The organism is Streptomyces sp. NPDC086835, assembly GCF_044745705.1.
Classification (GTDB): Bacteria; Actinomycetota; Actinomycetes; order Streptomycetales; family Streptomycetaceae; genus Streptomyces.
Genome location: NZ_JBIVAU010000001.1, coordinates 1051050 through 1070845 on the forward strand (window position 1 = coordinate 1051050; position 19796 = coordinate 1070845).

Annotated in this window: 20 protein-coding genes and 1 riboswitch; of the genes, 9 read left to right on the plus strand and 11 right to left on the minus strand. The window is 71.9% G+C overall.

Annotation, left to right across the window (positions count from 1 at the left end):
• The first annotated feature begins 127 nt into the window (after positions 1–127).
• Complete coding sequence (locus ACIPJI_RS04875; protein ID WP_307705922.1) at positions 128–760, plus strand: sulfite oxidase-like oxidoreductase; 633 nt, start codon at positions 128–130, stop codon at positions 758–760.
• Positions 761–792: 32 nt separating this feature from the next.
• On the opposite strand, the gene ACIPJI_RS04880 is transcribed toward ACIPJI_RS04875, so the two are convergent.
• From ACIPJI_RS04880 to thiO, 6 genes are all read right to left on the minus strand, one after another.
• Positions 793–1302 carry a DUF4396 domain-containing protein gene (locus ACIPJI_RS04880; protein ID WP_356623191.1) on the minus strand — a complete coding sequence of 170 codons (510 nt, stop codon included), beginning with the start codon at positions 1300–1302 and terminating at the stop codon, positions 793–795.
• Between the two features lie 78 nt (positions 1303–1380).
• The gene (locus tag ACIPJI_RS04885) at positions 1381–2229 is read right to left on the minus strand and encodes a deoxyribonuclease IV (RefSeq protein WP_402244492.1); all 849 of its coding nucleotides are present in this window, start codon (positions 2227–2229) and stop codon (positions 1381–1383) included.
• 5 nt (positions 2230–2234) lie between these two features.
• On the minus strand, positions 2235–4184 hold the full coding sequence (gene pknB, locus ACIPJI_RS04890; protein WP_402244494.1) for a Stk1 family PASTA domain-containing Ser/Thr kinase: 1950 nt from the start codon (positions 4182–4184) through the stop codon (positions 2235–2237).
• A 270-nt stretch (positions 4185–4454) separates the two neighbouring features.
• Positions 4455–5249, minus strand: coding sequence for a thiazole synthase (locus tag ACIPJI_RS04895; RefSeq protein WP_356623195.1), 795 nt, complete (start codon positions 5247–5249; stop codon positions 4455–4457).
• A gap of 6 nt (positions 5250–5255) precedes the next feature.
• Positions 5256–5546 (minus strand): sulfur carrier protein ThiS, encoded by a 291-nt coding sequence (gene thiS / locus ACIPJI_RS04900; RefSeq protein WP_402244496.1) that lies wholly within the window; start codon positions 5544–5546, stop codon positions 5256–5258.
• A complete protein-coding gene (gene thiO, locus ACIPJI_RS04905; RefSeq protein ID WP_402244497.1) occupies positions 5543–6706 on the minus strand; it encodes a glycine oxidase ThiO in 1164 nt (387 codons plus the stop codon). The genes thiS and thiO overlap by 4 nt, the downstream gene beginning before the upstream one ends.
• A riboswitch (TPP riboswitch) is annotated at positions 6704–6816 on the minus strand. Its footprint overlaps the gene before it by 3 nt.
• A 51-nt stretch (positions 6817–6867) precedes the next feature.
• Here thiO and ACIPJI_RS04910 point away from each other — a divergent pair.
• From ACIPJI_RS04910 to ACIPJI_RS04935, 6 genes are all read left to right on the plus strand, one after another.
• On the plus strand, positions 6868–7209 hold the full coding sequence (locus ACIPJI_RS04910) for a hypothetical protein (protein ID WP_307705916.1): 342 nt from the start codon (positions 6868–6870) through the stop codon (positions 7207–7209).
• A 130-nt stretch (positions 7210–7339) separates the two neighbouring features.
• Positions 7340–8521 carry an NAD(P)/FAD-dependent oxidoreductase gene (locus tag ACIPJI_RS04915; protein WP_402244750.1) on the plus strand — a complete coding sequence of 394 codons (1182 nt, stop codon included), beginning with the start codon at positions 7340–7342 and terminating at the stop codon, positions 8519–8521.
• 44 nt (positions 8522–8565) lie between these two features.
• A complete protein-coding gene (locus tag ACIPJI_RS04920) occupies positions 8566–8931 on the plus strand; it encodes an Rv2175c family DNA-binding protein (protein ID WP_053557401.1) in 366 nt (121 codons plus the stop codon).
• 84 nt (positions 8932–9015) lie between these two features.
• On the plus strand, positions 9016–9666 hold the full coding sequence (gene thiE / locus ACIPJI_RS04925) for a thiamine phosphate synthase (RefSeq protein WP_307705915.1): 651 nt from the start codon (positions 9016–9018) through the stop codon (positions 9664–9666).
• Between the two features lie 111 nt (positions 9667–9777).
• On the plus strand, positions 9778–10695 hold the full coding sequence (metF, locus tag ACIPJI_RS04930) for a methylenetetrahydrofolate reductase [NAD(P)H] (RefSeq protein WP_307705914.1): 918 nt from the start codon (positions 9778–9780) through the stop codon (positions 10693–10695).
• A gap of 51 nt (positions 10696–10746) precedes the next feature.
• A complete protein-coding gene (locus tag ACIPJI_RS04935; RefSeq protein WP_356623197.1) occupies positions 10747–11616 on the plus strand; it encodes a hypothetical protein in 870 nt (289 codons plus the stop codon).
• A gap of 37 nt (positions 11617–11653) precedes the next feature.
• Here ACIPJI_RS04935 and ACIPJI_RS04940 read toward each other — a convergent pair whose 3' ends face one another.
• The 5 genes from ACIPJI_RS04940 to ACIPJI_RS04960 form a co-directional block, all read right to left on the minus strand.
• The gene (locus ACIPJI_RS04940) at positions 11654–13150 is read right to left on the minus strand and encodes a phytoene desaturase family protein (RefSeq protein ID WP_402244500.1); all 1497 of its coding nucleotides are present in this window, start codon (positions 13148–13150) and stop codon (positions 11654–11656) included.
• Positions 13151–13219: 69 nt separating this feature from the next.
• A complete protein-coding gene (locus ACIPJI_RS04945; RefSeq protein ID WP_402244502.1) occupies positions 13220–13840 on the minus strand; it encodes a DUF4126 domain-containing protein in 621 nt (206 codons plus the stop codon).
• Between the two features lie 440 nt (positions 13841–14280).
• On the minus strand, positions 14281–14892 hold the full coding sequence (locus tag ACIPJI_RS04950) for a TetR/AcrR family transcriptional regulator (RefSeq protein WP_159692869.1): 612 nt from the start codon (positions 14890–14892) through the stop codon (positions 14281–14283).
• A 29-nt stretch (positions 14893–14921) separates the two neighbouring features.
• A complete protein-coding gene (locus ACIPJI_RS04955) occupies positions 14922–17009 on the minus strand; it encodes a YhgE/Pip family protein (protein ID WP_402244503.1) in 2088 nt (695 codons plus the stop codon).
• On the minus strand, positions 16981–17868 hold the full coding sequence (locus ACIPJI_RS04960) for an ATP-binding cassette domain-containing protein (protein ID WP_402244752.1): 888 nt from the start codon (positions 17866–17868) through the stop codon (positions 16981–16983). Before ACIPJI_RS04960 ends, ACIPJI_RS04955 begins: the two co-directional genes overlap by 29 nt.
• 184 nt (positions 17869–18052) lie before the next feature.
• Between ACIPJI_RS04960 and ACIPJI_RS04965 the strand changes: the two genes are divergently transcribed.
• Both ACIPJI_RS04965 and ACIPJI_RS04970 read left to right on the plus strand, forming a co-directional pair.
• Positions 18053–18625, plus strand: coding sequence for an SAV_6107 family HEPN domain-containing protein (locus ACIPJI_RS04965; protein ID WP_307705908.1), 573 nt, complete (start codon positions 18053–18055; stop codon positions 18623–18625).
• A gap of 307 nt (positions 18626–18932) precedes the next feature.
• Positions 18933–19649 carry a class I SAM-dependent methyltransferase gene (locus ACIPJI_RS04970; protein ID WP_373465402.1) on the plus strand — a complete coding sequence of 239 codons (717 nt, stop codon included), beginning with the start codon at positions 18933–18935 and terminating at the stop codon, positions 19647–19649.
• Positions 19650–19796: the final 147 nt, after the last annotated feature.

Below are 19796 nucleotides of genomic sequence, written 5' to 3' on the forward strand. Positions count from 1 at the left end.
TGGGCAGGTTCGCGCATCCTCGCACCGTGGCACGGGAGCGTCCAGTAAGTGCACGCTTAGTAGGAGTTGCCCGAATCGGGCCAGACCTGGTCATGACCACCCCTCCCGGTCTGTCACCATTGAAGGCATGGGTCAGCCGGAGAGCCGGGAATACCGCGCACCAGAGGAGTCCGAGCTTCCGCCGGGGCAGCGACTTCAGCGAGGCTGGCCCGTCACCCACTACGGACCTGTACCCAAGTTCAAGCCGGACCGCTGGGAATTCAGGGTCTTCGGCGCCACCGCCGACGGTGAGAAGCACTGCTGGAACCACGAGGAGTTCTCGGCGCTGCCCTACTCGAGCGTGGTCGGCGATCTGCACTGCGTGACGAAGTTCAGCATGCTGGGGGCCGAATGGGGCGGTGTGCCCGCCCGCACGATCGTGGAACTCGCCCCGCCGGCGCCCTCCGTCAGCCACGTGATGGTCTGGGCGGAGTACGGCTTCAGCGCCAATCTGCGCCTCTCCGACTTCGTCGCGGAACGCACGATCTTCGCCACCCACAAGGACGGCGAGCTGCTGACCGCGGAGCACGGCTTCCCGCTGCGCCTGGTGGTCCCGCACCTGTACGCCTGGAAGGGGCCCAAGTGGGTCCGGGGCGTGGAGTACATGACGGCCGACCGCCGCGGCTTCTGGGAGGAGCGGGGCTATCACAACCTCGGCGATCCCTGGCGGGAGCAGCGGTACTCCTACCAGGAGGAACCGGGGGACGGCCCGGAGCTCTGAGCCCCGGGCCGTGAGGTCCGCCGTGCCGGATCTCAGTGGTACTGGTGGACCACCGCGTGCCCCTTGCCGCGGCCGATCATCCACTTGTTCACCGGAGTGGTGACCACGAACGCGACGAGGAACGCGAACGCGAGCGCGCCCCAGAAGAGGGAGTCGGCCAAGTGGGCGTCCATCGCGCCCGGGACGAGGAGCAGCACGCCGTTGTCGACGATCTCCATGACCGTGATGGAGATGGTGTCCGCGGCGAGTGCCACGCCGATCGCCGCCTTCAGGCTCAGGCCCGCCCGCAGGACCGCCCACAGGGTCAGCGAGTAGCCGAAGAAGAAGGCCAGCGCGATGGCGAGGATCATCGTGGGGGCGTTGCCCCAGCCCAGCGCGGTACCGATGATCATGCCGAGCACCTCGCCGATGGCGCAGCCCGTGAGGCAGTGCAGGGTGGCCTTGGCCGCCATGCTCCAGCTCGCCTTGCCAGGGCCCAGTGCGTGGCCGTGGTGGTCGTGGTGCCCGTGCTCCGAGTGGTCCATGTGCGTCTCGTGCCGCATGGCGTGCCCCCAATATTCGGTAGCGGTTCCTGCCCAGCAGTAGGAACCGTATACCCCCCATGGGTATTCCCCAGGGTCTCAGCGAAGTTTTTTCAGCCGGGCCACGTCCGCGGCATGTCCCTCCTTGCCACCAGGTGTCTCGATGACCAGGGGCACGCCCTCGGTGGCGGGATGCGACATCAGCGCGCGGAACGGTTCCTCGCCGATGTGGCCCGAGCCGATGTTCTCGTGACGGTCCTTGTGTGCCCCGGCGATGTCCTTCGAGTCATTCGCATGGATCAGCTTCAGCCGCCCCTGACCCACCGTTTCCACCAATAGATCCAGTGTCCGCGCCATCCCGTCGGGCGCCGCCAGGTCGTGTCCGGCCGCGAAGATGTGGCAGGTGTCCAGACAGACGCCCAGCTTGGGATGCGCGTCGAGGGCCTCGAAGTAGGGACCGAAGTCCCAGGTGCGGGAGCAGAGCGAGGAGCCCTGGCCGGCCGTCGACTCCAGAAGCAGAAACGGATCGTCGTCGTGCGTCAGCTCGTCCAGCAGCGGCAGCATCCGCTCCCGCACCTGGGCCAGCGCCACCTCACGGGCGCGGCCGCCCGTCGCCGAGCCGGTGTGCACCACCACGCCCTGGGCGCCGATCTCCCGGGCCCGGCGCAGCGAGTGCCGCAAGGAGAGGACCGACTGCTCGACGGTGGCTTCGGTGTGAGAGCCGAAATTGATCAGATAGGGGGCGTGCACCCAGGCCGAGATGCCCTCGGCCGCGCACTCGGCCCGGAACTTCTCGTCCTGGGCAGGGTTCCCCTTCGGCGTCGCCCAGCCCCGCGGATTGGCCACGAAGACCTGCACGGTCTCCGCCTCCAGCTCCCTCGCGTAGACGAGCCCGGTCGTGGCAAGGCCGCCGGCCACGGGAACGTGGCCGCCGACAGGGTTGCGCATAAGAACTAGAGCCCCTTGGTCTTGATCGTGATCGTGCTGCCCTCCGGCGCCTGCCCGCCGCCTTCGACGGACTGGCTCTCGACCTCGTCACCGAGGAACGGGAAGTTCTTCTCGACCTTCACCACGAAGCCGGCTTCCTCCAGCTCGGCGGTGGCGTCGTCCACCTTGTCACCGACCACGTCCGGCACCTCCGCCATCCGCGGGCCCTTGGAGACCGTCAGCGTGACCGTGTCGCCACGGGCCAGCCTGGCCCCCTCGGCGGCCGACTGCCGGGCGACGGAACCGGCCTCCTGCTCGGAGTGGATCCGCTCCTCGGCGACCTTCACCTTCAGACCGGCTTCCTCGAGTTCGGCCGTCGCGTCCTCGACGGAGTCACCCGTCACATCGGGCATGTCGATCGGCGCACCCTTGCTGACGACGATCGACACGGCGGTGTCGGGGCTCCGTCCGCTGCCGGCGGCCGGGTCGGTGCGGACCACCGAACCCTGCGCGACGCTCTCGTCGAACTCCCTGGTCACCACGCCCGGCGCCAGTCCCACCTTGCGCAGCTCGCGCTCAGCCTCCGCCAGCGGCCTGCCGGACAGGTCGGGGACCTTAACGATCTCCGGACCGCGGGAGACGGTGATCGTCACGGAGCCGTTGCCCCGTATCCGCTCGTTCGTGCCCGGGTCGCTCTTGATGACGGTGCCACGGGCCACCGTCTCGCTGAAGTCGTGGCGGACGGTCTTCAGGTCCAGGCCCGCCTTGTCGAGCGCCTCCCGGGCCTGCTGCTCGCTCTTGCCGATCAGCGGCGGGACACGGGTGAACTGGCCCGAGTTGATGTACCAGACACCCGCACCCACACCGATCACGGTGATCACCGCGAGCAGCAGGGCGAACAGACCGCGGCGCGACAACGGCAGGCTCCGGCCGGCCGGACGCAGCGGCTCGGGCTCCGGCCGCTCAGGAGGCGGCAGGATCAGCCGGGCCGTGTGGTGCACCCCGGGCTCCGCGCCGGCCGGCGCCCGCAGGATGACGTCCGTACGGTCCTCGTCGGAGGCGTCACCGTCCGCTCCGCCCTCCGCCGGTTCCCCGGTGCGGGCGCGCGGCGGGACCGCGTCCAGCTGCTCGGCGCCGAGCGCCGCCCGCGCCTCACGCGCCTGGGCCAGCAGGGCCACCGCGTCGTGCGGGCGGACCTCGGGATTGCGGGCCGTCGCGCTCGCCACCAGCTCGTCCAGCTCGACGGCGAGCCCCGGGAAGAGCGCGGAAGGCGCCGGGACGTCCGCGTTCAGATGCTGGAACAGCACCTGGGCCGGAGTGTCGCCGGCGTGCGGCTTGGCGCCCGTCAGCATCTCGTAGAGGACGACGCCGCAGGCGTACACATCGGCGCGGGTGTCGGCCGTGCCGTACTCGATCTGCTCCGGTGCGAGATAGGAGACGGTGCCGAGCACCGTGCCCGAGGTGTTGGTCACGGAACCGACCGCGCGCACCAGACCGAAGTCGGCGACCTTGACCCGGCCGTCGTCCCCTATGAGCACGTTCTCCGGCTTCATGTCCCGGTGCACGAACCCGGCCCGGTGCGCGGCGCCGAGCGCGGCCAGCACGGGCTCCAGGATGTCGAGCGCGGCCCGCGGCTGGAGCGCGCCGCGCTCACGCAGGACGTCACGGAGGGTGCAGCCCTCCACGTACTCCATCGCCAGGTACACGTACGCGCCCTGAGCGCCCTGGTCGAAGACCCCGACCACGTTCGGGTGCGCCAGCCGTGCGACGGACTTCGCCTCGCGGATGAACCGCTCCACGAACGTGACGTCCGTGGCGAGATCCGGATGCATCACCTTGAGAGCGAGCACCCGGTCGAGCCGGGTGTCGACGGCCCGGTAGACCGTGGCCATGCCGCCGACGGCGATGCGCGCATCGACGCGGTAGCGGCCGTCGAGCACCTGCCCGACGAGAGGGTCCTGGAGGGTCGTATCCACGCGGCGATTCTACGAGCCGGGGAGACGGGGTCCGACGGGCCGGACCGGGACGGGGCGGGACTGCAGCCGAGCTGTGACGCGGTGGTGGCGGGGGCGTGGCCGCCGCAGGGGGTGTTCCGGGGGCTCTGCCCCGGGCCCCCGCGCGAAGCGCGGTACGGGCCTGGCGGGCCCCCAAGCGGCGGAGCCGCACATCGGTACAGCGCGAAGGGGCGGGCAGGGGAACAGGCCCGCCGCAGGCGACACGCACCCGCACCCCCGGAACCCGCCCCCTCAGAACGCCGGTCGCTCCGGGTCGAGCGCCCCCCGCCCCTCGTGCGGCGAGGACGCCATCGCGAAGTGGCGTCGCGGGATCCGGCCCGCGCGGAACGCCAGCCGGCCCGCCTCCACCGCGTGGCGCATCGCCTCCGCCATCAGGACCGGCTCCTGCGCCCGCGTCACCGCCGACGCCAGCATCACCGCCGCGCATCCGAGCTCCATCGCCAGCGCGGCGTCCGACGCCGTGCCGGCGCCCGCGTCCAGGATGACGGGGACGTCCGCCTGCTCGACGATCAGCTGGAAGTTGTGCGGGTTGCGGATGCCGAGCCCGGAGCCGATCGGCGAGCCGAGCGGCATGATCGCCGCGCAGCCCACGTCCTGGAGCTTTCGCGCGAGCACCGGGTCGTCGTTCGTGTACGGCAGCACGGTGAAGCCGTCGTCGACGAGTGCCTCCGCCGCGTCGAGCAGCTCCACGCCGTCCGGCAGCAGTGTCCGCTCGTCCGCGACGACCTCGAGCTTGATCCAGTCGGTGCCGAGGGCCTCCCGGGCCAGGCGGGCGGTGAGCACCGCCTCGCCGGCGGTGAAGCAGCCGGCGGTGTTCGGCAGGACCTGGATGCCGAGCCGGTCCAGGACGGACAGCACGGACCCCTGGACCGTCGGGTCGAGGCGCCGCATCGCGACGGTCGTCAGTTCCGTGCCGCTCGCGACGAGCGACCGCTCGAGCACCTCGAGGCTGGGCGCCCCGCCCGTGCCCATGATCAGACGGGAGTCGAAGGTGGTCCCTCCGAGAGTGAAACGGTCGTCGGCCATGGCCGTTCAGCCTCCCTGCACTGCGGTGAGAATCTCGACGCGGTCCCCGTCACCGAGCCGCGTGGCGGCCCATTCGCCCCGCGGGACGACCGCCTCGTTGACGGCGGCGGCGACGCCGGAGGGCGCGGCGGAGAGAGCTGTGACGACCACGTCCAGCGTGGTGCCGGCCGCGACGTGGCGGGCCTCGCCGTTGACGAGGACGCGGATCGGATCGCCGACGGCGGCCGGGGCGACGACGGGGGCAGCGGCAGGGGCGGCGACAGCGGTGTCGGCGCTGTCGTTGACGGAGGTGTTCATGCGGGCTGCTCCTGAAGGACGGACGAGAAGCGGCGTGGGGAGAAGGGCCGTGCCACTTCGGGCAGTTCACCGGTCGTCAGCGCGTCGGCCAGCACATCGCCGGTGACGGGCGTCAGCAGCACGCCGTTGCGGTAGTGCCCGGTGGCCAGCAGCAGTCCGAGCAGTTCGGTGGGGCCCAGCAGCGGCGCGTTGTCGGGGGAGCCGGGGCGCAGTCCCGCCCGGGTCTCGGTGAGGGGCAGTTCCGTGATCCCGGGCACCAGCTCGTGCGCGTCGCGCAGCAGCTCGTACACCCCGCCCGCGGTGACCGTCGTGTCCCAGCCGAGCTCCTCGCTGGTCGCGCCCACCACCAGCTCGCCGTCCTCGCGTGGCACGAGGTAGACATGGCTGCCGCGGACCACGGCGCGCACCGTGCGGGACAGGAACGGCGCGTAGGGGCGTGGCACGGTCAGCCGCAGGACCTGGCCCTTCACCGGGCGTACGGGCGGGAGCACGTCCTTCGGTACGCCCTCCAGCCGTCCGCTCATGCTGCCGCCGGCCAGGACGACCTGTCCCGCGGTGACTTCGGAGCCGTCGGCGAGCACCGCCCCGGTCGCCCGGTCGCCCGTCACGAGCAGCCGCTCCGCCCAGCTGCGGCGGAAGTCGACCCCGGCCCGCTCGCAGGCGGTGATCAGGGCCGCGGCCAGCCGGCGGGGGTCGACCTGGTGGTCGCCGTCGACCCGCAGCCCGCCACGGACGCCGGGGGCGAGCATCGGCTCGAGGCGGCGGCATTCGCGGCCGGTGAGCCACTCGGACGAGAGCCCCGACCGGTGCTGGAGGGCGTGCAGTTCACGCAGATGCGCCCGGTCGTCGGCGTCGAGGGCGACGGCGAGCGTGCCGCAGGAGCGGTAGCCCACCCGCCCGCCGGACGTCTCCTCCAGCTCGGCGACGAAGTCCGGATAGCGGTGCGCGGATTCGAGGTTGAGGCCGAGCAGCGTCTGCTCGCCGTAGTGCAGTTCGGTGACGGCGGCCAGCATCCCGGCGGCGACCTGCGCCGCCCCGCCGCCCGGTTCCGGATCGGCGACGGCGACCCGTAGGCCCCGCTGCGCGGTGCGCCAGGCCGTGACCAGGCCGATGATCCCGCCCCCGATGACGAGGACGTCTGGGCTCGGTGTACGAGACATGGGCGTCCAGCCCCTCCCTTCGCCGGCATGACCCGGATCAGGTTCGTACGGTCGGAGGCCGTCCAGCCTCCCTCTCAGCCCGGTGCGTCCGGGCTCCCGCGAGTGCCTTACGGTGGCCACCCTAACCGCACGACCCGACGCGTTGTAAGGGAGCCGCAGCAGTGGCGAAGTCGCTCGACGGACTTGTTCTCTCCCCGGTCGCCGACCAGGCCCCGGGCCAGGTCGGCACCCGGACCCGGTTCACGTACCACGAGGAGCAGGGCAGGATCTGGGCCGAGTACGAAGGCGGCGACGTGGTCCGCGGCCACCTGGTGGGCACCAGGGACGGCGACCGGCTGGACTTCCGCTATGTGCAGCTCAAGACGGACGGCGGGACCTCGTCCGGCCACTGCCTCTCCACGGTCGTGGACCTGCCGGACGGCCGGGTGCGGCTTGAGGAGAGCTGGCAGTGGGAGTCCCAGGAGGGCAGCGGGACGAGCGTCGTGGAGGAGCAGGCTTCCTGACCACGCGCCTCCTGACCCCCAGTCAGGTACGTATGGTGTGCGGGTGGACGAACGGCAGCATCAGACGCGGGCGGACGAAGGGCAGCGGACGGCGGCGGCGCGGCGGCGCGTGGTGATCGTCGGCGCCGGCATGGCCGGTGTGCAGACCGCGGTCGCCCTTCGCGAGCAGGGATTCACCGGCACGGTCACCCTGATCGGCGCGGAGCCGCACCAGCCGTACGACAGGCCGCCACTGTCCAAGGCGATCCTGCTCGGCAAGGCGGAGGACTCCGCCTTCGACATCGACTTCGAGGCGCTCGGCGTGGAACTGCGCCTGGGCCTCGAGGTGACCCGGGTGCGGACCGACGCGCACGAGGTCGACACCGTGTCCGGCCCGGTCCCGTACGACGTGCTGGTCCTGGCCACCGGCGCCGAGCCGGTCACCCTGCCCGGCGCCGTCGGCGTCCCCGGTGTCCATCTGCTGCGCACGCTCGACGACGCCGCCCGGCTGCGGCCGCTGCTCGCCGAGCAGCACGACATCGTCGTGGTCGGCGCCGGCTGGATCGGCGCCGAGTTCGCGACCGCCGCGCGCCGGGCGGGGTGCCGCGTCACCGTCGTCGAGGCCGCGGGCCGCCCGCTCGCCGGGACCATGCCCGCCGAGGTCGCCGCCCCGATGGCCGCCTGGTACGAGCAGCACGGGGCCGAACTGATCACCGGCGCCAGGGTGGAAGCCGTCGAGCCGGGAGCCGTCGTCCTGGCCGGAGGGCGCAGGATCCCGGCCGGCGCCGTGGTCGTCGGTATCGGCGCGCGCCCCGCCACCGCCCTGCTCGCGGGCTCCGGCATCGAACTCGGCCCGGACGGCGCGGTGGTCGCCGACCGGTATCTGCGTGCGTCAGCGCCCGACGTGTACGCCGTCGGGGACTGCGCCTCCTACCCGTCCGGCCGTTACGGCGAGCGGCTGCTCGTCCACCACTGGGACAACGCGCTCCAGGGGCCGGGCACGGTCGCGGCGAACATCGTCGGCGACCAGGAGCCGGAGCCGCGGACCCCCGAGGTGTACGACCCGGTGCCGTACTTCTGGTCCGAGCAGTTCGGCCGCTTCGTCCAGTACGCGGGCCACCACGGCGCCGCCGACACGCTGCTGTGGCGCGGCAGTCCGGCGGAGGACACATGGTCGGTGCTGTGGCTGCGCGAGGGTGCGCTGGTTGCCCTGCTGACGGTGGGCAGGCCCCGTGATCTGGCACAGGGCCGCAAGCTGATCGTGTCCGGGACCGAGCTGGACCCGGCGAGGGCGGCCGACCCTTCCGTACCTCTGAAGGCGGCGGCACGGTAGGTCCTGGCTACCGACTGTCGGTCCTGGATGGCAGGCTTGTCCCCGTGACCGAGATTGACGCAAAGATCGATGCCCTCGTCCCCGCCTGGCTCTACCTGCCGGACATCGCGGAAATGCTCGATGTCGAGGTGACGCGCGTGCGGCAGCTGGTCAAGGACGGCCAGCTGATCGCCGTGCGCCGCGGTGAGAACAGGGCGCTCCAGGTGCCTGCCGCCTTCATCGACGGCAACAAGGTGGTCAAGGGCCTCTCCGGGACCCTGACCCTGCTGAGGGACGACGGCTTCACCGACGAAGAGATGCTCGAGTGGCTCTTCACCCCCGACCCGACCCTGCCGGGCACGCCTGCCCAGGCGCTCAGCGAGAATCGCGGCACGGAGGTGAAGCGCCGGGCCCAGGCGCTCGCCGTCTGAACCGACGGAAACCATCATCGCCGGCGGATGCACGGCCCGGGCCGCCCGGCCCGTGCGTCCGCCGCCCAACGGGGGGATCGCCTCATGTCCACGGCTCACGCGCTGCTGTCCGACGCCCGGCTCTATCTGTGCACGGACGCCCGTAAGCGGCAGGGCGACCTGCCCGAGTTCCTCGACGCCGTGCTGGCGTCCGGCGTGGACATCGTGCAGCTGCGCGACAAGGGCATGGAGGCCGCGGAGGAGCTGGAGCACCTCCAGGTCTTCGCCGACGCCTGCCGCCGGCACGGCAAGCTCCTCGCAGTGAACGACCGCGCCGACGTGGCTCACGCCATCGGCGCCGACGTGCTGCACCTGGGCCAGGGCGACCTGCCGGTGCCGGCCGCCCGCGCGATCCTCGGGGACGGCGTGCTGATCGGCCGCTCGACGCACAGCGAGTCCGAGGCGGCCGCCGCTGCCGTCGAGCCCGGCGTGGACTACTTCTGCACGGGCCCCTGCTGGCCCACTCCCACCAAGCCCGGGCGGCACGCCCCCGGCCTCGGCCTGGTGCGGTACACGGCGGGGCTGGCCGGTGACCGGCCGTGGTTCGCGATCGGCGGGATCGACGCCGCCAATCTGGACGAGGTGCTGGACGCGGGTGCGCGCAGGGTCGTCGTCGTACGGGCGATCACCGAGGCCGGCGATCCGGCCGGGGCCGCCGCTGACCTGGCGAAGCGGGTCAGGGAGCGGACCGCTTGACGGTGACGTTGATCGTCCATCTCTGTCCAAGGAGTGGACAAGACACCGGCAAAACAGACATATTTCCCTGATTCGGTTCGAGGATCCCCTCGGTCTGGCTAACCTGCCCGTATGGCCCTCGGTACTGCTTCCACCAGAACGGATCGCGCACGCACGGTGCGCGACATGCTTGCGACGGGCAGGACGTCGTACTCGTTCGAGTTCTGGGCGCCCAAGACGGAAAAGGGCGAGCGGAACCTGTGGAACGCGCTGCGCAGGGTCGAGGCGGTCGCCCCGAACTTCGTCTCCGTGACCTACGGCGCCGGCGGCTCCACCCGCGCCGGCACGGTCAAGGCCACGCAGGAGATCGCCGCCGACACCACCCTCACGCCGGTCGCGCACCTCACCGCGGTCAACCACTCCGTCGCCGAGCTGCGCAACATGATCGGCCAGTACGCCGACGCCGGCATCCGCAACATCCTCGCCGTCCGCGGCGACCCGCCCGGCGACCCGATGGGCGAGTGGGTCGAGCACCCGGAGGGCGTGCGCTACGCGGCCGACCTGGTCCGGCTCATCAAGGAGTCCGGCGACTTCTGCGTGGGCGTCGCGGCCTTCCCCGAGATGCACCCCCGCTCGAAGGACTGGGACGAGGACACCCGGCACTTCGTGGACAAGTGCCGAGCCGGCGCCGACTACGCGATCACGCAGATGTTCTTCGTGCCCGAGGACTATTTGCGGCTTCGTGACCGGGTCTCCGCGGCAGGTTGCGAAACCCCGATCATTCCCGAGATCATGCCCGTCACCAGCGTCAAGCAGATCGAACGCTTCGCCACGCTCAGCAACGCGCACTTCCCGGCCGAGCTGAAAGAGCGCATCCTCGCGGCCAAGGACGATCCGGCCGCTGTACGCTCCATTGGCATCGAGTTCGCGACGGAGTTCTGCGCGAGGCTGCTCGCCGAGGGTGTCCCGGGGCTGCACTTCATTACGCTCAACAACTCCACCGCGACGCTCGAAATCTACGAGAATCTCGGACTGCACGAGCAGTCGTGACCGGTCGTACCCGCCCCGCCCCGGGGCGGCGGCCGCAGGAGAGGGGCGGACATGGGCTGGACGGTCCTCTATATCGCGTTCGGCATCGTCGCGCTGTGGCTGCTCGGTGAGGTGCTGCTGCAGTACAAGGCACGGCTGCGCTGGCGGCTGCTCGCGTTCGGCGGCTTCCTGGGCGTCGTGATAGGCGTGCTGCTGCCGTCCGTGGTGGTGATCGCCCTCGGCGCCATGGCGTTCGCGGTCGGCCAGACGTATGTGACCCTCTCCTTCCGGCGCGGTTTCTCCACCGGCTGGGCACTCGGCGGCAGCCCCGGCGTGAGCAGGCGGCGCCGGTCCGGCGCGGACCGGGAAGCGACGAGGGAGCCCACGCTCGAGGTCACCGACCTCTCGTACGACTCGGCCGAGCAGGCCTACGACATGGCCGGCCCGGCGGCGGACGCCACGGGCCCCGCCGTCTACGAGCCGCAGCCGCTGCCCGACGACACCGGCCAGTACGGCGTCTACACCGAAGAGGCGTACGCCGCCCGGCCCGACGCGGAGCAGGCGGGTACCCGCGACGAGAGCTACGCCGCACAGGGCTCGGGCTACGGCGCCTACAACGCGTACGACGACCACGGCTACGCGCAGCCGCAGCCGGCGGAAGCGGCGACGTACGCCGGCCAGTACGACTACGGCACCGACAGCCGGCAGTACGCCACGTACTCCGACCCCTATGTGGGCGGCCAGCAGTACAGCACCTACGACACGTACGGTGGCGGCTACGGCGACCAGCAGCAGTACGCCGGCTACGGGCAGCAGGAGGGCTACAGCGAGACCCCGCCCGGCGGCGTGTGGGTGCCGCAGCAGCGTGAGGGCGATCAGCAGGAGCAGCCCCCCGCGTACTACGACAACGGGTACAACGACCAGCAGCAGTACCGCTACTGAGCTTCGACGGCGGCCGCCGGGCTTCGGCCGCGGCCGCTCACCGGGAGCCGCGGAAGCCCGCGCCCTCCACGATCAGCCCTGCCACCAGCGCACCCGACATGCCCGAGTGCGCCAGCCCGCCCCCGGGATGTGCCCAGCCGCCGGCGAGATACAGGCCCTCCAAGGGGCACGTGTTCATCGCCGGCAGGAACGCCCCCGACGACCCGGCGAGCGCCGGGGCGGGGACCGCGGCCGAAGCCGTGTCTCGGCGGGTGTCCTCCGGAGTGCGCACCACGCGCCACAGGATCCGCTCACGCAGCCCGGGGACAGCGGCCTGGGCCGCCGCCACCATCCTGTCGGCGGCCCCCTCCGCGATCTCCGCCCATCCCTGCCCGCCGGCCGGCTCGGCCGGCACCGTGGACGTCAGCGTGACCGTCTCGTGGTCGTCGTCCGGCCGAAGCAGCGGGTCGTCGGGCCGCATCACGACCACGGTGGGCCGCGGGCCGGTCCGCCCGGCGCGGATCGCGTCCCACTCCGCCGCCGGGTCCGGGGCGTGCACCACGGTGCGGTGCACGGTGCCGGCCTGCCGGCCACCGCGCAGCGCGAGGTGGACGGTCAGCCGGCCGGTGCCCCTCCGCGGCCGCGCCTGCGGTCGTTCGTCGGGACGGGCCCACGTCACGATGCGGTTCTCGAACAGCGACGGCACCGGGGCCCCGGAGACCACCATGTCCGCCTCCACCGGCCCGCCCCGGTCCAGTTCCAGGCCGGCGGCGCGGCCGTCCTTCTCCAGCACGCCCGTCACGGCGGTACCGAAGACGAACTCCACCTTCCTGGCCACGCAGCGCTCGTACACCGCGTCGGCGAGGGCGCGCAGGCCGCCCTTCACGTACCAGGAGCCGAAGGTCTGCTCCATGTACGGCAGCACCGCGGCGGACGGGGGCGCGCTGTGGGGGTCGAGACCGTACGCCAGGGCGTGGCTGTCGAGCAGTGCGGCGAGGCGCGGGTCGCGCAGTTCGCGCGTGCCGATCTCCGCGAGCGTGCGGGCGGGCCGACGCAACAGGCCCTGCCGCAACGCCGGGTAGGGGTCCTTCGACAGGAAGGCGGTGTCCGCGGGCAGCGGCTCCTCCAGCAGCGGACGGCGCGAGCGCTCCCAGGCTTCCCGGGCGCGAGTGAGGAACTCCCCCCAGCGTTCGCCGGAACCCGGCCCCAGCGCCGCCTCGAGCGCGGCGAGGGTACCGGCCCTCGACGCGTTGGGGAGGCTGACGTCCGTGCCGTCGGCGAAGACGTGCCGGCTCGCCGGGTCCACCTGCGTCAGCTCGACGCACTTCTCCAGCGGTTCCTCGCCGGTCTTGACGAACAGGTCCCGCCAGACCGCCGGGAGATGCAGCAGACCGGGCCCGGTGTCGAAGGCGAAGCCGTCCCGCTCGAAGCGGCCCACCGAGCCGCCGTGCGTCGCCAGACGCTCGTACACCGTCACCCGGTGGCCTGCCACGGCCAGCCGGGCGGCCGCCGCCATCGCGCCCATCCCGGCGCCGATCACCGCAATCCGTGCCATGACCGCGACTTTATTACCCGCCACCACCGGTTTCGTGGCCGGGTGCGCGCACGGCCCGGCGGCCTTCGCTCACCAGTCCGGTGGTCCCTGGACGCTCACGGCGCCTACGCGTCTCTCCTCCCGGCGCTGCGCCCTGCGCCGCAGGAACCGGCGGATCCTCGAGGCGAGGAAGAGCACCGTGACGATGCCCAGCACGAGGAGCGTGCCGGCGATGACGGCGGCGGCCACCGGGTTGAAGACCGCGAAGGAGATGATCCCGGCGACCCCGAGGTCTTCCGCGACGCTCACGGCGATGTTGCTGAAGGGTTCCGGCGAGGTGTTGATCGCCATCCGCGTGCCCGCTTTGACCAGATGGCTCATCAGCGCGGTCGAGCCGCCCACGGCTCCCGCCGCGAGCTCCGGCAGCGAACCGCTCTCACCCGCCAGCAGCGCGGCGACCACGGCGCCGGCGACCGGCCGGATCACGGTGTGGACCGAGTCCCATATCGAGTCGACGTACGGAACCTTGTCCGCCACCGCCTCGCACAGGAAGAGCACCCCGGCGGCGATCAGGACATCGGGGCGCTGGAGCGCCTGCGGCACCTGGTCGGAGACGCCGGTCGCGCCGAGCACGCCGAACATCAGGACCACCGCGTAGGCGTTGATCCCGCTGGCCCAGCCGCTGGTGAAGACGAGAGGGAGTACGGACACGGACGCGATCGTAACCACCCGGCGGCGGCCGCGGGTGGGGTTGAGCACGGAGTGCTGAGTATCCCTACCTACGCGCCGAGATGAGTATGTGCGCGGATGGGGCCGGGCCTGCCCGCACGGAAGAGTGGGGACCACGGAAGGGGCGCGGCACCGGCACCGACGACACGGGGCGGCGGAACGGTGCGGCTCCCCTGACGGAACGGGGGTTGCAGGACGGAGGGCCCACGACCACGGGGGACAACGGGGGTCGGGCTCTCCGGACCACGGGGGTGGCGGGGGAAACGGGGAACGCAAACGCCGGGCGGCTGGACGACCAGCCGGCCGGCGTTTCGTGTCCGCGCTCCCGATGCCGGGGGAGGTGCCGGGGGAAGGTACGTCACGCGCCGCTTTTGCACGAGACCTGTTCGGTGTCGCCTGTCGTGGCTCGGGCGAGGCCGGACTCAGTCGCGGCGGCCGCTCACCCGGCCGTGCAGCAGCAGCGACAGCGCCCCGTGGACGTCGTCGAGCGACCGCTCCCGCTGGAACGCCTGCCAGTCCAGTGCCGCCACCAGCACCATGCCGACCAGCGCGGCGGCCGTGAGCGGAATGTCGACCTCCTCGCTCAGCTCGCCCGCTTCCACGCCCTCGCGCAGCACCGTCTCCACAACGGCCACCGCCTGCTGCCGCACCACCAGGAGCGTGGACTGCCAAGCGCGGTTGGTGCGCCACAGCTCCGCCACGTACAGCTGGGTGAAGGCCGGATAGCGGTCGATGAACACCAGACCGGCCCTGATCATGGCGTCCAGCGCCTCGACCTTGGAGCCGCCGCGCTCGGCCGTACGGTCGGCGGCCTCCTGGAGCGAAGCCGTGAGGAGGCCGACGCCGAAACGCAGCAGCTCCTCGAAGAGTTCGGTCTTGCTCTTGAAGTTGTAGTAGACCGTGCCCTTGGCGACCCCGGCGCGCTCGGCGATCTCGTCGACCGTGGTGGCCGAGAAGCCCTGCTCCGCGATGAGCGTCACGGCGGCCTCGTAGAGCTTCGCGCGCGTCGCCCGGCGTCTGCTGCTGCTGTCCATGACACCGATTCTCACAGGTCCGGGCGCGGTCACAGACTCAGCTCCGGGTGAAGCCGGTCCAGCGTCCAGACCTGCTTGCGCCGGGCCGAGAGAGCGGTCAGGGCCAGCGCACCGGCCGAAAATGCCAGCAGCACCGCACACGCCTGCCACACCGGACCGAGCCCGCCGCCCGTGATGAGCCTGCGCAGCGCCTCGACGACGTAGGTCATCGGCAGGAACGGGTGGATCGCGTTGAAGAAGCCGGGACTCGTCTGGACCGGGTAGGTGCCGCCCGCCGACGTCAGCTGGAGCATCAGGACCGCGAGGACCAGGATCCGGCCGGCGGCGCCGAAGCGGGCGTTGAGCCACTGGATGATCGCCGCGAAGCAGCAGGTGACCAGGGCGAGGAAGCCGACCGTGCCCGCCGTGTGGGCCGTCTTCAGCCCGAGACCCCAGTGGAGGACGGACATCAGGGCGGCGACCTGGAGCAGTCCGATCGCCGCCACCGGAAGCAGACCCGCCAGGGCTATCCGCCAGGCGGACGCCCCGGTGGACAGGGCCCGTCGGTTGAGCGGCTGAATGATCATGTAGGCGACCATCGCGCCGACCCAGAGGGAGAGCGGGATGAAGTACGGGGCGAATCCGGTGCCGTAATTGGGCGCCGAGTGCAGGGACTTGCCGGCCAGCCGGACCGGGTCGGCCATCACCTCGGTGCGGCGGTCACGGTCCTTCTTGTCGTAGTCCGGGATCTTGTGGACGCCGTCGCTGAGTCCGACCGCCAGCTCCGTGGACCCGTCGGCGAGCCGGAACAGTCCGCCGTCCAGCTCGCCCGCGCCCTTCTTGAGCTTGCCGACACCCGAATCGAGGTCGGTGGACCCCTTCTTGGCGGTGGTGAGACCGGTGTGCAGCCGGTTCGCTCCCTTGGCGACCTTGTGAGCGGCGGTGTTGAGCTCGTTGATCTTGCCGACGGCGTACTCGAGGTCCTCGTCGAGCTTCGGAGCGCGCCGGGCCAGGTCGTCGGCCTTCTTCTCGAGGTCGGTGAGGTGCTTCTTCAGTGTCTTGAGGTCGCCGCTGCTGTTGCCGATCAGCACATTGAGGTCGTCGGCGATCTTGGCGACGTCCGCCGCGGTGTCCCTGGCACGCTTGAGCTCGGGGCACGCCTTCGGGTCGGGGAGCAGCGCCTGTTCGCACTGCGTCCGGTGGATCTCGCTCAGCGCGTCGGCGGCCTTGTGCGCGCGGACCGCGGCGCCGGGCGCCCGCTCGGTCAGGAGGCCGAGATTGCGCTGGACGGCCCGTGAGGAGTCGGCCACCAGCCGAGCGGTGTCACCGATCGACTTCCCGTTGTCCTTCAGGTACGGACGCGCCTTGTCGGCATGGCCGTTGACCTTGTCGGCGAGCACCTGCGTGCCGTCGGCGACCTGACGGGACCCGTTCTCCAGCTCGCCGGAGCCCTTGTGGAGCTTCGTGATGCCTCCGGCGAGCTTGCCGCTGCCGTCCTTCGCGTCCTTCAGGCCGTCCGCGAGGTCCTCCGAGCCCTTCTTGGCCTTCCCGACCCCGCTCTTGAGCTTGTCGGCGCCCTTCGCCGCCTTCTCCGTCGCCTCGTGGATGTCGGAGAAGGAGATGAAGATGCGGTCGAGGAACGACCGTGAGGCGTTGGTCGACGCGGCGGTGCGCACCTCGGAGAAGACCGTCCGCGAGATCTGCCCGACGATGTAGTTGTTCGCGTCGTTCGTGCGGACCTGGAGGGCACCGGTCTCGGGCGAGTCGCCCGAACTGGAGGCGATGCGCCGGCTGAAGTCCTCCGGCATGGTCAGCGAGAGGTAGTACGTACCGTCCTCGACGCCCTGGCGGGCCTCGGCGTCGCCGACCTCGTGCCACTCGAAGACGTCGCTGTCGAGCAGGCCCTTGGTGATCTCGTCACCGGCGGCGATCCTCTTGCCGGACGCGGTGGCGCCCTTGTCGTCGTTGACGAGGGCGACCGGAATCCTGTCGAGCCTGCCGTACGGGTCCCAGAAGGACCACAGGTACAGGGCGCCGTAGAGCAGGGGCAACAGCATGACCGCGACGATCGCGGCGGCCGGCAGCTTTCCCCGCCCGAAGCGCTTCAGCTCAAGCGCGGCCAGTTTCGGCGATCGCATCGGCCGCCCCCTCCTCGTCGGTGTCCACGTCGGTGTCCTTGCGGGTGTCTTCGGTCGGGCTTCCGGCGGGGCTCTTGTCGGTGCTCTCCTCGCCGGCCTGCGCGGGGCTCTCGTCGATGGCGGCGCCGGGGCCGGCTTCGTCGTCGCCGTCCGAGCCGGTCCCGGTGGGCCCGGTGCGTACGACGACGGCGCCCTCCGGCGCCTCGCTGCACACCGCGACCACGGTCGTCCCGCTGTCCGCGACGGAGCGCAACAGGTCCCAGGCAGCGGCCCGTTCGGTGTCGGAGAGCTTGAGGCCCACGTCGTCGACCGCGAGCAGCCGAGGGCCGCAGATCAGCGCCAGGGCCACGGATAGCCGCAGCTCCTCGAGCCTCTCGAGATCGCGTACGGCCGTGCGTTCCCGCTTGGGCAGCGTCGCGAGATCCAGCCCGGCGGCTGCCAGCGCCTTCTCGACACGCTCGGCCGCAGCGGCCCTCCGTTCCGCACGCGGCCGGAACAGAGCCCGGAACGAACCGTCGAAACGCCGCTGCAGCAGGGCCCGTTCGCGCAGGTGCTCCGCGACGGTGAGCGCCGGGTCGAGATCGCTGACCCCCGGCACCGGGCCGAGCGAGCTGATCCGGCGCACCGCGGCCATCCTGCGCGGCAGTTGAAGGCCGGCGACCTCCGCACGGCCTTCCGTGGGGCGCATCCGTCCGGTCAGAGCGAGCAGCAGGCAGGTGCGTCCGGAGCCCGACGGGCCCTCGATCGCGACGAGCGCGCCCGGCTCCGCGTCGATGTCCACCGAGCGGAAGGCCCAGCCGCGCGGGCCTCTCAGCCCGAAGTCCTCGGCGCTCATGGCCGCGCCCTGCGGGCTGTCCACCTGCCCCACCCCGATCCCCATCCCGGTCATCCCTCGGTCAGTTTTTGAACTGACCAGTCAGTGCAAAACTACCCCTGAACCCTTCCTCGAGGCAAAAGGCCAGGTCAGAGCCGATTGTCAGTGGGTGCCTCCACGATGGACACATACGGCCACAGCGCCGTCACACGACGACAGGAGGCTCGTCATGGCCAGCTACTCAGCAGCCGCCGGTCACCGGCGCCGCGCCACCGGCCCTGCCCCCTCATCGACCGGACCGGCACACGACGTGCATCCCGTGCTGCGCCGGTCCTCCGCGCCACCCGCCGCCCTCGATCTGCTCGCCCAGGCCCGCAGCGGACTCGACGAGGCCGCGACCTTGGACCAGCCGAACGAGCGGTACGCCACGGCACATCTGGCCGCTCTGCGCACGGCCGCCGCGGTGCTCGCCGCCCGCGGCCGCCCCGAGACCGGCGCGCGGCGCAGGCAGCGCATCCGCAGCGCCTGGGAGGTGCTGCCCGAGATAGCGCCGGAACTGTCCGAATGGAGCCTGCTCTTCGCCTCGGGCGCCGAGCGCCGGGCCCGCGCAGAGGCGGGCATACGGGGCGCGGCCAGCCATCGTGACGCCGACGACCTTCTCAGGGACGCGGCCATGTTCCTGCGCCTGGTGGAGCGCCTGCTGGTGCTTCAGCCGGCCCTGCCCCGGCCCAGGGTGTCGCAGCCGGATCAGGAAACTCCCGGTGACGGGACGGCGACACGGCGACGGGACGTCGCCGGATGAGCGGGGGAGCGGGGCGAGCGGGATGACCAGACGGAGACCGGCCCGGGGGGCGGCCGGGGCGCCGGCGGGGGATCGGTAGGGGCCTGCGGGGACCGGCCGCGGTGCCGGGCGGGGGCGGGCGGAGATGCCGTGGAGGGAAGGCGGGATGCCTCGGGATGAGACGCAACGTCGGCCCGGACGGCGGAGGCAATAGGGTGGGAGCAGGCCAACCAGCACATCGCCCGAGGAGCCAACTGCCGTGTCGGAACCGTCCCCCACCGGTGGGGAGACCCCACCGCGCCCCTCTCGCGCCTCTCTCCGTACCGCCGTGGTCTGGGAGGTCCTCAGGGACGCCCTGGACCGCCGGGTCAAGGCGACCGGGACGGACGCGCTGGACATCCTCGACACCGGCGGCGGCACCGGGAACTTCGCCGTGCCCGCCGCCCAGCTCGGTCACCGGGTCACCGTCGTCGATCCCAGCCCGAATGCCCTCTTCGCGCTCGAGCGCCGGGCGGCGGAGGCGGGGGTCGCCGAGCGGGTGCGCGGCGTCCAGGGCGACATCCACGGCCTCTTCGACGTGGTCGAGCGCGGCGGCTACGACGCCGTCCTCTGCCACGGCGTGCTCGAATACGTCGACGACCCGGCCGAGGGCGTGCGCAACGCCGTGGAGGCGCTCAGGCCCGCCGGAGCGCTCAGCCTGCTCGCCGCCGGGCTGGGCGGCGCCGTCCTCGCCCGGGCCCTCGCAGGGCACTTCAGCGAGGCCCGCCAGGCGCTGAGCGACCCCGACGGCCGCTGGGGCACGGGCGACCCGGTGCCCCGCCGCTTCACGGCCGAACAGCTCACCGAGCTCGTCGCACAGGCCGGTGTCGAGGTCGGCGCGGTGCACGGAGTGCGGGTCTTCGCCGACCTCGTTCCCGGCGTTCTCGTGGACACCGAACCGGGTGCGCTGGACGCGCTGCTGAAGCTGGAAGCCGCCGCCGCCGAACTGCCGGCCTTCCATTCCGTCGCGACCCAGCTGCACGTCCTGGGCGAGAAGCGCGGCTGATCAGCGGCGCAGCCGCAGATGGAGTACGCCACAGACCCTCCGTCGTCGGGCTTCGCACCGTATGATCGGGGGACACCATCCGGCATGACGGATCGGAGGTTGGGGAATCTACGCCTCAGCAACCCGATCGGGCATGGCGGCCCGGAG

Coding starts and splice junctions, on each gene's coding strand:
- ACIPJI_RS04935 (WP_356623197.1), top strand. CDS start 10,747: ATGGGCTGGACGGTCCTCTATATCGCGTTCGGCATCGTCGCGCTGTGG.
- ACIPJI_RS04895 (WP_356623195.1), bottom strand. CDS start 5,249: ATGGCCGACGACCGTTTCACTCTCGGAGGGACCACCTTCGACTCCCGT.
- metF (WP_307705914.1), top strand. CDS start 9,778: ATGGCCCTCGGTACTGCTTCCACCAGAACGGATCGCGCACGCACGGTG.
- ACIPJI_RS04875 (WP_307705922.1), top strand. CDS start 128: ATGGGTCAGCCGGAGAGCCGGGAATACCGCGCACCAGAGGAGTCCGAG.
- ACIPJI_RS04955 (WP_402244503.1), bottom strand. CDS start 17,009: ATGCGATCGCCGAAACTGGCCGCGCTTGAGCTGAAGCGCTTCGGGCGG.
- ACIPJI_RS04950 (WP_159692869.1), bottom strand. CDS start 14,892: ATGGACAGCAGCAGCAGACGCCGGGCGACGCGCGCGAAGCTCTACGAG.
- thiS (WP_402244496.1), bottom strand. CDS start 5,546: ATGAACACCTCCGTCAACGACAGCGCCGACACCGCTGTCGCCGCCCCT.
- ACIPJI_RS04940 (WP_402244500.1), bottom strand. CDS start 13,150: ATGGCACGGATTGCGGTGATCGGCGCCGGGATGGGCGCGATGGCGGCG.
- ACIPJI_RS04885 (WP_402244492.1), bottom strand. CDS start 2,229: ATGCGCAACCCTGTCGGCGGCCACGTTCCCGTGGCCGGCGGCCTTGCC.
- ACIPJI_RS04880 (WP_356623191.1), bottom strand. CDS start 1,302: ATGCGGCACGAGACGCACATGGACCACTCGGAGCACGGGCACCACGAC.
- ACIPJI_RS04915 (WP_402244750.1), top strand. CDS start 7,340: ATGGCCGGTGTGCAGACCGCGGTCGCCCTTCGCGAGCAGGGATTCACC.
- thiE (WP_307705915.1), top strand. CDS start 9,016: ATGTCCACGGCTCACGCGCTGCTGTCCGACGCCCGGCTCTATCTGTGC.
- thiO (WP_402244497.1), bottom strand. CDS start 6,706: ATGTCTCGTACACCGAGCCCAGACGTCCTCGTCATCGGGGGCGGGATC.
- ACIPJI_RS04965 (WP_307705908.1), top strand. CDS start 18,053: ATGGCCAGCTACTCAGCAGCCGCCGGTCACCGGCGCCGCGCCACCGGC.